Raw genomic sequence first — 14,791 nt, forward strand, 5'->3', positions numbered from 1 at the left:
CTAAAGCGCGTCGCGTTTGAGCGGCCTCATGCGACGCGCTTTAGGTCGTTGTTTCGCATTTAGGGGCGAGCCTCCAGCACCATGTTGAACGGCGTCTCGGCGGCGCGACGGAAGCGCTTGAAGCCACCGCCGGTCACCACCTTGCGCAACCTCGCCTCGCCGGCCTGGGCGCCAAGCCCAAGCCAGACTTCCTGCGACAGCGAGGCGGGCGTGCACACGAATGTGGGCATTCTTCCGGGCCTCTATTTGCCGGCCTCGTTTTTCCGGATCGACGCGGAAATCGGGAGACAATACCGGCAATCGCCGACGAGGCGGCCGGCCTCGCAGACCATCTCATCAAAAGGCGAGTCGGCTAGTTGTAGAGACGCTTGCAGTTCTCTAACGCTGCACCTCAGAATGTCAGCGACGTGGTCAGATCGTGGCCTCCCCTCCCGCCGGTAGCCGGGACGACGCACGTACCGCGTACAGCGTCCTTGATACACCGGATTGATCCCCTAGTTACTCTCCGTGGGCGGTTAGTCGCGAGGTTTGCCTGGGGGCGGCGGCGGTTGCGCTTTTCTGACTGCATGGCGCGGAAAGACGGTTCGACCGACGCACTTTATGGAGGTGGTCGTGCGTCAATCCTCTGAATCCAGCTGGGCATATTTCGTATTCGTTTGCTCGATCGCGGTAGCTTGCGCAGGAGCTACCGCCGGCGGCGAGCGCGGCGGAGGCAAAAGCGGTGGCAACCATGGTGGCGGAGGCAATAGCGCTGCCAGCCAGGGTGGCGGAGGCAATAGCGCTGCCAGCCATCACGGTGAAGGCCGCAAAGACGGCGCGCACAAAGGACCCAGCGGCTCCAGCAGCAGGTCACCGGTGGATGACGATGGGACCAGCACCACTGCAACGGCGGCAGTTGCGGCAACCACGGCCGCCACTGCCGTCAGTGTCGCCCGGTCCGCAAGTGGACGGTCGCTCGACCTTCCGTCCAGCCTTCAGCCTCCTGGTGACGTCGACAGTCCAGCAACGGTCAGTCCAATCAAGGCGCTGCCGGGCGTCCCGGATGAAGTCGTTCGCGCCTGCCATGACGCAATCGAGTCAGCCGCCGCCCCGTTTGGCGCGACCAGTGTGCGCGTCAGCAGCGCAGGTTCCATGCGTCGGTTGACCCCGGATACGATCTCAGCTCCCGTCGAGGTCAGCATCGACTATGGACGGCAAGGCAACGTGGAGACGCGGCAGGCGCCGATCAAATGCGAATTGAATGCTACAGGCAGTGTGATCGGGCTGACATAGCGTATCGCGCAGAACTACTCGCCGACGAGAGCAGAATGAATTCGAATGGGGTGATTCGATTCATCCTAGTCTACTCTCGCAATACACACGTGTCGCAATGATCTCAAAGAGCTTGGGCCTTCAACAGGAGGACCGCGCAGTCGTTTTGGAAATCACTCCAATGTCGCCTGTCTTGGCCTGAGGGGATAGGGAAGTGTGAGAGAACGCACCCCCGCAATCCGCGCCGGGTCGCGAGCCTTGCTGCGTGCAGTCTTCTGGCTGACAGCCTTCACCCCGCCGGCAGCGGCGGCTGCGCGGCCAGCGCGCCGCTTCAGCGGCGGCTCAATCTTGGCGCTGCGACGCTCAGCCCTGAGCCTGTCATTGTCCGCGCGCGCGGCGGCCAGGTCGCGGGAAAGAGAAACAGTGACGTCACGTTGCTTGTCCAAAGCCTCCTTCAGCTTGGCGACCTGTAGCAAAAGTGCTCGGGCGGCGTCGCGCTCGAGGCGAGCTTTATCGAGGTCCTCATGGGTCGAGACTGCCGCAGCGCGTTCTCGTGCCAGAGCATGCGCCGTCTCGGTTGCAGTCTGCTCCACTCGTTCTCTCGCTGCGACTGCTCTGGCTCGTTCCTGGTCAGCCGCGTCGCGCTCGATGCGAGTTTTTTTCAGCTCCTCCCCCGTCGAGACTGCTGCAGCGCGTTCTCTTGCCAGAGCCTGCGATGTCTCGGTTGCAGTCTGCTCGGCACGCTTTCTCGCTGAGACTGCCCTGGCTCGTTCCTGTTCAGCCGCGTCGCGCTCGAGGCGAGCTTTTTTCAGCTCCTCACGCGTCGACGCTGCTGCCGCCTGTTGTCGCGCCAGCGCCCGCTCCGTCTCGGCTGCCGTCTGCTCCACTCGTTCTCTCGCTGTGACGGCACCGGTCAATTCCTGCTCAGCCGCGTCCGCGCGCTCCATGAGCGCAGCATTGGACAGTTTCACTTTGGAGAGCTCGCCACGAAGTTCGTCTGACTTTCGGCGTTCGTCATCGAGCATTCCGCTCGCTTGCGCCAGCGAAGCCTTGGCCTTGGCGCGATCCTCGGCGGCCTCGGTCTCAAGCCGCTCAATTTGCGCCTGCGCTCGCGATAGATCGCGCGCCACCCATTCGGCTCGCTGACGCTCCAGGTGAGCAGCGGGCATCTCCGTAAAGACATAGTTGGTGGCCTCGCTCAGCATCGTACGGGCATCTCCCGCAAGGCGCCGCAATGCGTCAGCTGTACGGGCTGCCGCGAGCTCGTTGCGCAATTGCTCCTGGCGTGCGTTGGCGGCGGCTGCCATGCTTGTCCTCAGCGCGTCGATCTCCTTGCGCGATTCGAGCAGCGCTCGCTGCAGAGCGGCGCTCCTGGCGCGCTCACCTCCCGCCGCCCGGCGCTCCTGGCCGTCCAATTCCTTCGCTGCGGCTGCCTGAGCACCAGCTGCTCCGACTTGCGCCCGGGCAGCCGTGAGATCCGGGCTGAGCAATTCGACACTCGTGCGCTCGTCTCCCTGGGCTGGCCTACGCACATCCAATGCAGCACTCGCCGGAAGCTCGAAGGATCGCGAAAGCTCCGGATTGACGTTGCCCTGGACCAGCGAAATGGCGGGGGCGCTTTCGACCCAGTTTTGTCTCGTCATCGCATAGCTAAGCGGCACGGCCAGACAGATTGCTGCGACACCAAAGCGGGGCACAAGACCGATCGGCCTGCGAATGCGAGGAGGTGAGGCCGTCGCTGTGGTGGGGTCGGGATTCTCCGCGAGGGCGAGTTGTGTTGGCATACGGCTCAGAGCCGTCAATACTGGACTAGTTAGGGCGGCAAGATTTGCCGCCACCTGCCTATGAACATAGCCAGCGATTTCCCTGATCGATGTCGCAAGTCGGCCGGATTGCGCTATGTTCGTCGCGGAAGCGAAAGCGTTGGTCCGGGTCACAGACGAGCTCTCGCAATCTTCGGAGATCACGTCGAAATACTCGATTCGCACCCCGAACCGAAGGCAATTGGCATCCTGACGCCGAATATCCAGGTCTGCCGCGTCTGAGGGCACGGCAACCTGAGAAGAAGAAGAAGCAGACTCGGTTGCAAGGTCGACCGGGATTTCCCAATCCCAAGACACCTCCTCCTCGGGGAGGTCAGATCCGCGTTCGCTCACATCTGATTTGAGGCGACGCCGTTGCACCCCGATAAGGATACGCCTTAGCACAAGATAGAGGCCCATCGAGGCAAATGCTGCTATCCCGCCCAGGACGGCGAGATCTGCGCTGTTTGCGTAAATTTCGGCAAGATGATTTGGCATTGCCGTGCCTGTGCGGTTTTGGGTGTAATCTTAAGATCGTGAAGCGTTGTTGGCCCCTCGCCTTGGTGCTGGCTAAAGCCTTTGGTCGCGTTCGAAGCTGTCACTTGCTTCGAGGTCCCTCCAGTGCTCGAATTGTTGTTGCATGGCGGAGCGGCGGTCGCGCGTTGATAGGCGTGCCGGCGCAGATGACTTTTGTTTGAAACGAAACTTGACAGGCCATGGCCGCCGATTGTCGGCCGCCAAGGGCGCACAGGCTCTGAAAAGCCGACTTGCACCTCTGCATCTCAACGTCCCGAGAGTTCTCCCACGGTAGCGCACCATCCCACCATTTCCGGCTCTGGACGGTCCGGCTAAGCTTTAAGCTAGGTCACAGGCTTCCACGGTCAACCGTCACCTTATAGTTAGCATCCATCGGCAGTACGTCGGCCATCTGGTGCCGAAGCCGTTTGCCTCGCTTCACGCTGACACGGCGTTAATCGGGCAGGCCCGCCTTGCGAAGTCCTTCGATATATCTGCTGCGATCGTCCGGTCGACAAAACGGCGGCAGCACCTCAGCGAGATTCGAAAGCCGCAACGTAGGGTCGAGTTCGCGCAGGCGGGCCATCATCTTCTCGGCTTCCGAAAGCCGACCGGCCAAGACGTAACTTGCCGTCGCCACACGCGTCGCACTCGCGTAGTTTGGTTGCGAGCGCAAAGACCTTTTCGCCCACTCAGCAGCATCGTTGTAGCGCCCGGCACAAAAGTGAGCGAGTGCGGTGCAAAATTCCCAAACAAAAAAGCGAGGATCGAACGGACTGAGGCGCATTGCCTGCGCGGCGCGCTCGACGGCGTTCTCCGGCTCACCTAAGCACGCTTGAACCCAGGCGCTGTAACCCCACGCCGCAGCCAAGTTCGGGTTCAGGCCAAGCGCGCGTTCGATGTACGCCGCGCTTTCCTCCACATCGCCGCCTACATAGCCGAGCACGTATCCGCCGTACGAAAGGGCAATTGCATCGTCCCATCCAAGTTCGATCGCTCTCTTTGCCAGTCGGGTCGCCTCGGCAGTCTCTTCTAGGCGATCGATCATCCAGCGGTTGCTCTTTCGCGCCGCATAGCAGCGCGCCGCCCGGGCATAGGCGGCAGCGAACACCGGGTCACAGCCGATCGCCTTCATGAAGAACCGCAGAGCGTCATCCATGGTTTCCTTGGTGTTGACCGCTCGGTCGTGGGACGCCAACCCGCGCAGATAATAGTCGTAGGCGTCGAGGTCCTCAGTCGGCTTGCGCTTGGCGCGCTCAATTTCGGCCTCCTCGACCTTTGGGGTGATCGCGCCGACGATGCTCGAGGCGATCTGGTCCTGAAAATCGAAAACCTCGGCTAGAGTACCTTCAAAACGGTCAGCCCACAGGTGGAGGCCGCTCGAAGCGTCGAGAAGTTGTCCGGTGATGCGCAGGCGCTCACCCGCTTTCCGCACACTTCCCTCGACCACATAGCGCACGCCCAGTTCACGCCCGACCTGCTTTATGTCTATCGACGTCCCTTGGAGGTAAAACTCGAATTCCGTGCGACTACGAACAGGGCACGAAAGTGAGCCAGGGCGGTGACGATGTCCTCCACCATTCCGTCGGCGAAATATTCCTGCTCGATATCACCGCTTAGATTCTGAAACGGCAGCACCGCAATTGACGGCTGGTCGCCGTGTCTCGTTAGGACTGCCAGCACCTGTGCCGGCGCCGCGACGCCAGAGCTTGGCCCCGGCTGCTGATCCCCAGGTCGTTCGCGGGACTGCAGAGAAGCCGCCAGCGAGCTTGTCTGCGCCTCCGGCTCAGCATCCAGCTGCTTTTTCAGGGCAGTCCGACAAAGTTCGAACTGGCGCAAGGCGGCGTTTTCGTGGCCGCGATGCGCGTGGATCCGGATCAGCGCCCGATGGGCGGCCTCCGCGGTAGGATCTGAGGCGAGCAATCTCTCGGCGAGCCCTTCGCAGGCCGTCTCTTCCGCTGAGCCGGGTATCGGCAGCGCGAGGCTCAGCCGATCGACCAACTGCAGGGCCTTGCACTGATACCTGTCCAGATAGGGTCCAAACCACTCATCCAGTTCCTCAGGAATGGCTTCCCCCGCAAGCACCCCACCGCGGTAGAGGTCGGCGGCGACGGCGAGATCGGCCGCCCCGCCCTGCTCCAGTTTCCGGTCGAAGATCGAAATGTCCGCGTCATCCCGACCGGCAATCAGCGCGATGGCTTCCTGATCCCCATCGATGTAGAGGGTGGCATCCTTGCTGGTCGGGAACGAGCGCCGGATGTCGACCAGCGCTTGCCGCAAACTATTGCGGGCCTGGCCATTGCTTCGTCCCGGCCAAAAGGCCTCGGAAAGCTGCTCGCGACGATGGCCGCGGTGGCCCGCCAGCACCAGGGCAGCAAAAAGAAGCGAAGTCTTGCGCGTGGCGAAACGGACGGGCCGGCGCTCCGGCGAAGTAACCTCGAGGCCGCCCAGCAACCTGATGCGCACAGATGGTCTCCAGACTTTGACCGCCGCGGCGGAATACATTTCGGAGGATAGTTTTAACACCGATTTAACGGCAGCTCGTCGGGCTTTTCGGTTTTTTTCACGCACAGCCGAACAGCCCGAAAACACCCGCATGGCACGCTCTCATCCGCAAATCTCGAAATGGGAGACTAAAAATGGCTGACACGCAAACTCGCGCCGCCCGCACGTCGAAAAGACATCTGTTTGGACCCAGCCTGAAAAGCGTAACAAGATGATCGCCGATTTCAGGGGGTGGCGACGGACCGTCGCAAGACGCAGGGCACTAGCCGACTTGATGGCCGATCAGCTGAACGACATCGGTCATCCGGAGGCCCATCGACCCGCACTCGACATCAAGGCAGGTCTGATCACGAACTTGATGTCGATGCGATAAGTTCGGCGTACGGCTGCGCAAAGCTATCGACCTGCTCTCCAATCGCAACCCGCCCATGGGGCTTTCAGGCAGCGGCGGATGGGAGCAATATGGCGGCCAATTCAACCTCCGGATCGCTGCGATGTTGGAAATCCCGGAAGATCGATGCGAGCGCCACCGCCTGTTCAAGGCCATCGATGACGCGTTCAAGGCGGGCGACTTCGAGGCCCTCGGTGTGGCTCTCGGCGGCTCACCCGGCTGGTTCGACGAGCAGATGCCCTTTGAACTCGGCCTTGGGCATCCACTGGAGTATGCGATCTATTGGAGCCCCGCCGCTTTCATCTCGATCTTACTGGATGCGGGCTCGGACTCGAACTATCACCACCACGGCGGTTTTCCGGCAATCATTGCGGCACTCTCCGCCGACCGGGCTGACAGACTGGAAATAGTCCGAACCCTGATCGATGGGGGCGCAGACCTCAACATGCGGGGCGTAAACGACTGGACGCCGCTTCACTATGCGGTCGCCATCCGTAGCGTCGATGCCATCCGCCTGCTGTTGGCGGCGGGCGCCGACCCATCGCTCGAAACCCGCATCGACGACTATACGACAGCCCTTGAGGACGCCCACAATGCCGGCTTTGAAGCCGGCGCTTCGTTGCTGTGCGATGCAATGACCAGGCGTGGCTCCAATGGACGGTGAGTTGGGCGACGATGCCGGTGAACCATATAGCCGAAGATTTGACCAAGGCTGGCCTCAGGTCTTCGTCAGCCCCGCCTTGAAGCGTTTGCCGTTGGCGACGTAGTGCGCGGCCGAAGCGCGCAGGCTTGCCACCGCGGCATCGTCCAGTGTTCGCACAAAACGGGCGGGCGAGCCGATGATCAGCGAATTATCGGGGAATTCCTTGCCTTCGGTGACGAGGGCGCCGGCGCCGACCAGCGAATTCCTGCCGATCTTCGCGCCGTTCAGCACGATGGCGCCCATGCCGATCAGGCTGTTGTCGCCGATCGTGCAGCCATGCAGCAAGGCGCGATGGCCAATCGTGCAGCCTTGCCCGATGGTCAGGGGAAAACCGACATCTGTATGCATGACCGTGTGTTCCTGCACATTGGTATCGGCGCCGATGATGATCGGCTCGTCGTCGCCGCGGATGAGGACGCCGAACCAGAAGCCCGCGTTGCGGCCGATCTGTATGTCGCCGATCAGGGTAGCGTCGGGCGCGATCCAGTTGCTGTCGGCGTCCTCGAAACCGGGGGCTTTTCCGTCGATCGCATAGAGCGGCATGTTTCTCCTCCGAATCGTCTCAGGCTGAAAGATCGGTCGACCCTAGGTGAGTGCCTGCCTGGGATGCAATGTCGATCAGCACGACGCCCAACGCCAAAGATCGTCGCCGTGCAACCGCAAGAGATCAGCGCCGTCAGGCAACACTAAAAGCAACAAGTGTGTGTCCAACCGGACCCATCTTCACCTTCCATTTACCATGAAATCGCACAGTCGTGTTTCGACAGGCGTGCCGCAAGAGCCGTGCCACGCGATAATCGGGGATCGCGATGAAGCAGGCAGCCACCGCCAACGGTCCGCAACTCACCGTCGTCGATTCCAAGCTGATGAAGCGGGTGTTCTACGTGTTCGCTGCGCTGGCAGTGCTTTCGATGACGATCAGCCTTGGCGGCAAATGGTTGGGCCGCTCAATCGCCATGGCCGGATATACCGACGACACGACAGTCCACGAGGTGGTGATCGGCAACAACGTCATCGCCGTGCCGGCCAATGTCATCCGCTTCGACCAGGCGCGGCGCGACGGCATCGCCTCGCGCCTCGACCTCTATCTGCGTTATCCCGAAATGGACGGCTACAGCGAGGCGGCCCGCGACGATTTCAACCACACTGGACCCAGCAAGAGCATCATCTTTCTGTCGTTCGAACGACAGGTCATGTCGCGAGACATGAGCGGCCGCTTCGCGCCGATCTACAGCGCCCTGATTGTCGAACCCGGCACGCCCGGTCCGGGCGGCACGACGCTTTACGGCTTCAATGAAAAATCGGGCTATTTCAACGAGGTGCTGGTGGTCGGCAATCGCCGGGGCAAGCACCCGTTCGTGGCCCGCTGCCTGAGCGGCCCAAGTGCTGCGCAATCGCTGGCGCCCTGCGAACGCGACATTCTGGTCGGCGACAATCTCAGCCTCACCTACCGCTTTCCCATGGAATTTCTGGGCGACTGGCAGGCGCTCGACGCAGCCATCGCCGCCAAGGCTGCGCGTATGCTGAAGGCCGGGCATTAGGATGATGATGAAGCGAACCGTGCGAAAATCTGCTCAGTGACTTTTGATCGCGCAGCAGCGCAGAAATTTGCGCGACGTCGGCGGGACAGCACCCCCCAGCACCCCCCTCTGCCCTACGGGCATCTCCCCCTCAAGGGGGGAGATTGGCTATTCGTTCTTCTTTCGCCAATCGCCAACGTTGAAGAAGAGGGTGCGGCGAGCAAGCTGGCTCAAGGTCGGCCCGCACCGATCGCCTCCCGGCTCAGGCGAGGTCGATGTCGAGGATCGCCATCGAGAAATTATAGTCGCCGTCGTCCTCGTCCTTGAAGACGATGCCGAGGAATTCGTCGCCGACGTAGACCTCGGCCGAATCATCCTTGCGCGGCCGCGCCTTCACTTCAAGCTTAGGGTTCTGGAAGACGCGCTTGAAATAGGCGTCCAGCTTTCTGATTTCGTCCGGCTTCAAAAGTCTTCTCCGATCGTCGGTCTTGCTCGTTTGAGCGCGCTTCTGGCACGTCGACAATGGCGATGTAAAGGCAAGCCGGCGAGAGAGACAGGGCAATCGCTTGAGGTTTGCGCTGCCCCTCATTGCCCTGCCGGGCATTTCTCCCCGTATAGTGACGGGAGAAAGACGCCTTTGCAAAGGGCCCCTGCCCGAGCGCTCAAATATCGAAGCTGACGACGTGGTCCATCGACTGCGACGGCAAAAGCTGGTCCATCTGCCGCGAGGGCCGGTCGCAGCCGGTCTCGCCGACGACGCGGGCCGGCACGCCGGCAACCGTCTTGTTATGCGGCACCGGCGACAGCACCACCGAGCCTGCCGCGATCTTGGAGCAATGGCCGACTTCGATGTTGCCGAGGATCTTGGCGCCGGCGCCGATCAGCACGCCGTAGCGGATTTTTGGATGGCGGTCGCCGCCGGCTTTGCCGGTGCCGCCCAGCGTCACGCCGTGCAGGATCGACACGTCGTCCTCGATCACCGCCGTCTGGCCGACGACGAGGCCGGTGGCGTGGTCGAGGAAGATGCCCTTGCCGATGCGGGCGGCCGGGTTGATGTCAGTCTGGAACACCGAGGACGACCGGCTCTGCAGGTAGAGCGCGAAATCCTGGCGGCCCTGGTTCCACAGCCAATGCGCCAGCCGGTGCGTCTGGATGGCATGAAAACCCTTGAAATAGAGCACCGGCATGATGAAGCGGTCGCAGGCCGGATCGCGGTCGTAGTAGGCCTGAATGTCGACACGCACCGTCGACGCCCAATCCTTGTCGTCGGCTGCCATCGCCTTGAATGTCTGGCGGATGAGATCGGAACCGATATCCTGATGGGCGAGCCGCTCGGCCAGCCGATGGATGACCGCTTCCTCCAGGCTTTCCTGGTTGAGGATGGTCGAATAGAGGAACGCCGCCAGCAGCGGATCGCGGTTGACCGCCTCCATCGCTTCGTCGCGGATCGAGCGCCAGATCGGGTCGATCGGCTTCACCATGGTCGGGCGGGCAATCGTAACGCTGTTCATCAATGGTCTCCGGCCTAATGTCTCCGGCTTGGCACCAAAACCGCTGCGCACTTTTGCGCGACATGCTCTATAAGCCAGATCATAGCACGGTTGAACTCAATTTTCCTTAGTGCTTTGTCAAATGGATTTGGTTCACGGAAATTCAAGCGGCGATGGAAGACCAAGCCTTGATCGACGAGCCGCTGAAGCGCGAGCTTTCCGCGCTCTATGAGGCGGAGGGTCGTCACTATCACAACCTCGGCCATATCGAGGCGATGCTGGCGCTGGCCGGCCACTATCGGGCATCGTTGCACGATCCCAAGGCGGTCGAAGCGGCGATCTGGTTCCACGACGCCATCTATAACAGCCGGGTCAAGGACAACGAGGCGAGGAGTGCCGTCCTTGCCGAGAAAAAGCTCGCCGGCCGCACCGATGCGCAGCGCCTTGGCCGCATCACGACGATGATATCAGCCACCGCCACTCATGAGTTACCGCAGTTTGACGACGAAAATGCCGCCCGCGACGCAGCGCTGTTCCTCGACATGGACCTGGCGATCCTGGGGGCGCCGCCTGATGCGTTCGACGCCTATGAACAGGCGGTTCGCCGCGAATATGGCTGGGTGGAAGAGCCGATGTGGCGTGCCGGCCGCAGTGCTGTCCTGAAGGGCTTCCTCGCCCGCCCGCACATCTTCTACACCGAGGAGTTCCGGCAGCGGTTCGAGGCTCAGGCTCGGCAAAACATGGCGCGTTCGCTCGAAGCCCTCGGGGCATGAGCGCTGCTGCGGGTGCAGCACCTTTGATGCCGGCCTTGGGTCACCCCAACTCAACCACCGATGTACTCACAGCGGATTATCGGCATAAAACTCCAGCACCCGCTGCTTGAAGGACTTGTCGCCGACGGCCAGCATGTGGTCGCGGCCCTCGATATGGAAAGCCCTGGCGTTCGGCATCAAGGCGGCCAGTTCGTCGGGCGAACCGCCGATATCGTCCTTGGTGCCGACGGCAATCAACGTCGGCTGGGCAATGCGCGCAATGTCGGCCTCGGCCAGCAATTCCCGCGAGGTGGCAATGCAGGCGGCCAGCGCCCGGCGGTCGCTCCGGGTCTGGTCGGCGAAGGCGCGAAACGAGCGGCCGCGTAGATGGCTGGTGCTATCTGGATCGTCGGCCAGAAGGGCGGCGGCGATCGGGTCCCAGTCGCCGACGCCGTCGACCATGCCGACGCCGAGACCGCCGAAGACCAGCGTCGCCACCTTATCCGGGTCGGAAAGCGCCAGGAACGCGGAAATCCGCGCGCCCATCGAATAGCCCATGACATGGGCGCGTTCGATGCCGAGATGGTTCAGCAACGCTGCCCCGTCGGACGCCATCCTTGCCGGCGTATAATCGGCGTCCTGATAGCTCTTCGACGAGGCGCCGTGGCCGCGATTGTCGAAGGCGATGGCGCGGTAGCCGGCATCGTTCAGCGCCTTGAACCAGCCGGGCGACACCCAGTTGACGTAATGGGTCGAGGCAAAGCCATGGATCATGAGCACCGGATCGCCCTGCCCCGATGCCGGCTGGCGGTCGAGGAAGGCAAGGTCAAAACCGTCATGGGCGAAAAACTGCATCTGCGATGGATCCTGCGCGTTCAGTTGTGCGCAGTGCCGATTGCCGGGTGACGCAACAGGTCGCCGTCCTCGATGCTGCTCCTGGCGGCCGTGCCCGCCTTGAGCTCGAGCACGAAGCAAACCGGCTCGCCGGGCGAGATCATCGCCTCGGATTGCGGCTCGCCTTGCTTGATCGCCCGGATTCTGCCGTCCTGACCGACAAAGATCAGGTCGAGCGGCATCGGCGTGTTCTTCATCCAGAAGCTGACATCCCGAGCCTCCTCGAACACGAACAGCATGCCATGATCGTCGGCCATCTCCTCGCGAAACATCAGGCCAGCCTCGCGCTCGGCCGAGGTGTCGGCGATTTCGACGGAGAAAGAGCGTTCGCCGCCTTTCGTCACCGCGACCAGCGGCTGCGGGTCGACGGCAAGGATCATCGCCCGGCTGTCTGCCGAAGCCGGTCGCTGCGAATGGAAGAAAGCGCCTGTGGCGATGACAAAGGCGATCGCGGCGCAGACTATGCCCGTTGTCAGCCAGTTCCTGTAAGTCATTCAGACTCCTCGGCCATCGTCCTAGGTATGTTGATATTCAAGTGGTTCCAGCCTGTATATAGTTCCCTGCGCTTGCGACCCACCAATTGTTGATCTCAGCGCTGCCCCTCATCGCCCTGCCGGGCACTTCTCCCCGTATAGTGACGGGGAGAAGGGGCTGGCCGCAACGATGGCATACATTTCTACAACGGCCGGAAATTGGCGAAATCATTGATGACAGCGCCCCTCTCCCCGTCACTATACGGGGAGAGGATGCCGGCAGGCAGGTGAGGGGCAGCGCAAACGTTCGAAAAGATCTGAGTAAGGCCTGAATATCAACGCACCTAATGCGAGACGGGCAAGGTCCCCATATCCGGGTGAATTTCGGCAGCCATAAGGCCTTTGTCGCCGCGCCCGAAGCGGACCAGCACGACCTGCCCCGGCCTGAGTTCGGTAATACCGTAACGGCGCAGCGTCTCCATGTGGACGAAAATGTCCTCGGTGCCCTCGCCCCGGGTCAGGAAACCAAACCCCTTGGTGCGGTTGAACCATTTCACCAGCGCCCGTTCGAGGCCGCTTTCCGGCGTCACCGAGACGTGGGTGCGCTGCTCCTGCATCTCCGCCGGATGGGTCGCCGTGGTGAGATCCATGGAGAGCACGCGGAATGCCTGCAATCCGCGCTCACCTTGCTTGACCAGGCAGACGACGCGCGCACCTTCCAAGGCGGTCTGGAAACCGTCTTTTCGAAGACATGTCACATGGAGGAGAATATCGCCGGAAGAGCCGTCATCGGGAAGAATGAAACCGTAACCCTTGGCCACGTCGAACCATTTGATAGCGCCCGCAATCTCGACAAGACCGGCCGTGTCGCCGCTCTCGTCTCTTTGCAAGGCGTCGTGACCGGTTCCGTCCCGCCCCATGAAAGAGGCTTTTTCCCCCATAACAACGCCCCCCTTTTTCCAAGAATACCGCAACTGATTCTTGACGTTAGATTAACACTTCCGTTTCCGGTGTGTGCAAGACCTGAGCTGCGTTTTTTCACGGTTCATTGCGGGAATACCGGATTTGTTGTTTGCCGGCAGGAGCAGCTATCGGGAATTGCCCTTTGGCCGGGTGGCCCCTATGTTCCGCCGCAAAGCAACATTTCGAGGAAAATCACATGCGCTACCTCCACACCATGGTCCGTGTCGCCGACGTCGATGCCTCGCTCGATTTCTACTGCAACAAGCTTGGCCTCAAGGAAGTGCGCCGCCACGAAAACGAACAGGGGCGCTACACGCTGATCTTCCTCGCAGCTGACGAAGACGAGCAAAGCGGCATCACCGACAAGGCGCCGCTGATCGAGCTCACCTACAATTGGGATCCGGAAGACTACAAGGGCGGCCGCAATTTCGGCCACCTCGCCTACGAGGTCGACGACATCTACGCCACCTGCCAGCAGCTGATGGACAAGGGCGTCACCATCAACCGGCCGCCGCGCGACGGCAACATGGCTTTCGTCAAATCGCCGGACGGCATCTCGATCGAGCTTTTGCAGAAAGGCCCGGCCAAGGCCAAGGCCGAGCCCTGGGCGTCGATGCCCAATACCGGAAGCTGGTAACGGGCCGCATTGGGGAAGAATTCATTCATGCCGACCAGCCATGCCGATGTCGTCACTGAACATGCGAGCCGCTATCTGCAGCAGCTCTGCAAACACTGGGCGCACAAGTTTCCCGTCGCGTTCGATCCGAACCACGGCACCATCGATCTCTCACTGGGCCGCACGGTTCTCGATGCCGACCCGGCAGCGCTGCATATCGCGGTAACCGCTGACGAAGCCGGCTCGCTGGAGCGGCTGGAGACGGTCGTCGCCGAACACATCAAACGCTTCGCTTTCCGCGAACAGCTGACCTTCGATTGGAAAAAGGCTTCGGCAGCGTAGGCGACTACGCTCCGCCATTCCGGCCGGCCATCTCTAGCAGCATCAGCACCGTGCGCCAGTTGCGCGCGGTGGCGGGCACTTTCAGCGTGCGCGGGATGAGGTTGGCAAATACCGATTTGCCGAGGCCTTCTGGTGCGAGCAGGTAAAGCACGTCGCCCCTGACCTCGAACCGTTCGGGACCGGTGCATTTTTCGGCCAGCCGCGCGACCTCGTCGGCGGTCGGCGGGCGCTCCAGCACATAGGCGTGAAGCTTCGTCGGCTCGCCGGCAATTTCCGGATAGGGATTTTCTGCCACCAGCCGCTCGAACCAGCCGAGATCGCGCACCATGATGCGCGAGTGAAATCCCCATTTCTTCTCGAAGGCCGTTTCCATCTGTTTGGCCAGCGTGGCCGCGTCGCCCTTTGCCGAACGGAACACGACATTGCCGCTCTGCACATAGCTGGCGACGTCGCCAAAGCCGAGCTCCTCGAAGAACGACCGCAACTCCGCCATCTTGACGATGCGGTTGCCGCCGACATTGATGCCGGAAAACAACGCAACGAAAATCTTCGCCCGGGCACTCATATTCGGGC

The 14,791-nt window shown here is 61.7% G+C and carries 13 protein-coding genes and 2 pseudogenes; 5 read left to right on the forward strand and 10 right to left on the reverse strand.

Annotated features, from left to right (window positions below; all coding sequences use genetic code 11):
- Positions 1–59 precede the first annotated feature (59 nt).
- The 3 genes and pseudogenes from AC0L2M_RS07845 to AC0L2M_RS07855 all read right to left on the reverse strand — a co-directional run.
- A pseudogene (locus AC0L2M_RS07845) lies at positions 60–224 on the reverse strand (SAM-dependent methyltransferase); the annotation flags it as partial.
- A gap of 1,200 nt (positions 225–1,424) precedes the next feature.
- Entirely contained in the window at positions 1,425–2,894 is a 1,470-nt protein-coding gene (locus AC0L2M_RS07850) for a hypothetical protein (RefSeq protein ID WP_473534515.1), read from the reverse strand.
- Positions 2,895–4,023: 1,129 nt separating this feature from the next.
- A pseudogene (locus AC0L2M_RS07855) lies at positions 4,024–6,035 on the reverse strand (BTAD domain-containing putative transcriptional regulator).
- Positions 6,036–6,568: 533 nt separating this feature from the next.
- Here AC0L2M_RS07855 and AC0L2M_RS07860 point away from each other — a divergent pair.
- On the forward strand, positions 6,569–7,129 hold the full coding sequence (locus AC0L2M_RS07860) for an ankyrin repeat domain-containing protein (RefSeq protein WP_473534516.1): 561 nt from the start codon (positions 6,569–6,571) through the stop codon (positions 7,127–7,129).
- A gap of 54 nt (positions 7,130–7,183) precedes the next feature.
- Here AC0L2M_RS07860 and AC0L2M_RS07865 read toward each other — a convergent pair whose 3' ends face one another.
- Positions 7,184–7,711, reverse strand: a complete 528-nt coding sequence (locus tag AC0L2M_RS07865) for a gamma carbonic anhydrase family protein (RefSeq protein WP_473534517.1) — start codon at positions 7,709–7,711, stop codon at positions 7,184–7,186.
- 266 nt (positions 7,712–7,977) lie between these two features.
- On the opposite strand from AC0L2M_RS07865, the gene AC0L2M_RS07870 reads away from it, so the two are divergent.
- Positions 7,978–8,709 (forward strand): hypothetical protein, encoded by a 732-nt coding sequence (locus tag AC0L2M_RS07870; protein ID WP_473534518.1) that lies wholly within the window; start codon positions 7,978–7,980, stop codon positions 8,707–8,709.
- Positions 8,710–8,950: 241 nt separating this feature from the next.
- Here the strand turns inward: AC0L2M_RS07870 and AC0L2M_RS07875 are convergent, their stop codons facing one another.
- Together AC0L2M_RS07875 and cysE are read right to left on the reverse strand one after the other, a co-directional pair.
- Positions 8,951–9,154, reverse strand: a complete 204-nt coding sequence (locus tag AC0L2M_RS07875; protein ID WP_013531334.1) for a DUF3126 family protein — start codon at positions 9,152–9,154, stop codon at positions 8,951–8,953.
- Between the two features lie 196 nt (positions 9,155–9,350).
- Positions 9,351–10,199, reverse strand: a complete 849-nt coding sequence (gene cysE / locus AC0L2M_RS07880; protein ID WP_023798183.1) for a serine O-acetyltransferase — start codon at positions 10,197–10,199, stop codon at positions 9,351–9,353.
- Positions 10,200–10,351: 152 nt separating this feature from the next.
- On the opposite strand from cysE, the gene AC0L2M_RS07885 reads away from it, so the two are divergent.
- Positions 10,352–10,951: an HD domain-containing protein gene (locus AC0L2M_RS07885; protein ID WP_473534519.1), complete on the forward strand. Its 600-nt coding sequence runs from the start codon at positions 10,352–10,354 to the stop codon at positions 10,949–10,951.
- Between the two features lie 66 nt (positions 10,952–11,017).
- Here the strand turns inward: AC0L2M_RS07885 and AC0L2M_RS07890 are convergent, their stop codons facing one another.
- From AC0L2M_RS07890 to AC0L2M_RS07900, 3 genes are all read right to left on the reverse strand, one after another.
- Positions 11,018–11,785: an alpha/beta fold hydrolase gene (locus AC0L2M_RS07890; protein WP_473534520.1), complete on the reverse strand. Its 768-nt coding sequence runs from the start codon at positions 11,783–11,785 to the stop codon at positions 11,018–11,020.
- Between the two features lie 20 nt (positions 11,786–11,805).
- The gene (locus tag AC0L2M_RS07895) at positions 11,806–12,318 is read right to left on the reverse strand and encodes a DUF192 domain-containing protein (RefSeq protein ID WP_473534521.1); all 513 of its coding nucleotides are present in this window, start codon (positions 12,316–12,318) and stop codon (positions 11,806–11,808) included.
- A 323-nt stretch (positions 12,319–12,641) separates the two neighbouring features.
- Complete coding sequence (locus AC0L2M_RS07900; protein WP_329608822.1) at positions 12,642–13,217, reverse strand: cold-shock protein; 576 nt, start codon at positions 13,215–13,217, stop codon at positions 12,642–12,644.
- Positions 13,218–13,456: 239 nt separating this feature from the next.
- On the opposite strand from AC0L2M_RS07900, the gene gloA reads away from it, so the two are divergent.
- On the forward strand, positions 13,457–13,897 hold the full coding sequence (gene gloA, locus AC0L2M_RS07905) for a lactoylglutathione lyase (RefSeq protein WP_128168507.1): 441 nt from the start codon (positions 13,457–13,459) through the stop codon (positions 13,895–13,897).
- Positions 13,898–13,924: 27 nt separating this feature from the next.
- Entirely contained in the window at positions 13,925–14,218 is a 294-nt protein-coding gene (locus tag AC0L2M_RS07910) for a DUF2218 domain-containing protein (protein ID WP_473534522.1), read from the forward strand.
- Positions 14,219–14,222: 4 nt separating this feature from the next.
- Here AC0L2M_RS07910 and AC0L2M_RS07915 read toward each other — a convergent pair whose 3' ends face one another.
- Entirely contained in the window at positions 14,223–14,783 is a 561-nt protein-coding gene (locus AC0L2M_RS07915; RefSeq protein WP_128168505.1) for a DUF1697 domain-containing protein, read from the reverse strand.
- Between the last annotated feature and the right edge of the window lie 8 nt (positions 14,784–14,791).

This window comes from Mesorhizobium sp. WSM4806 (assembly GCF_055811635.1).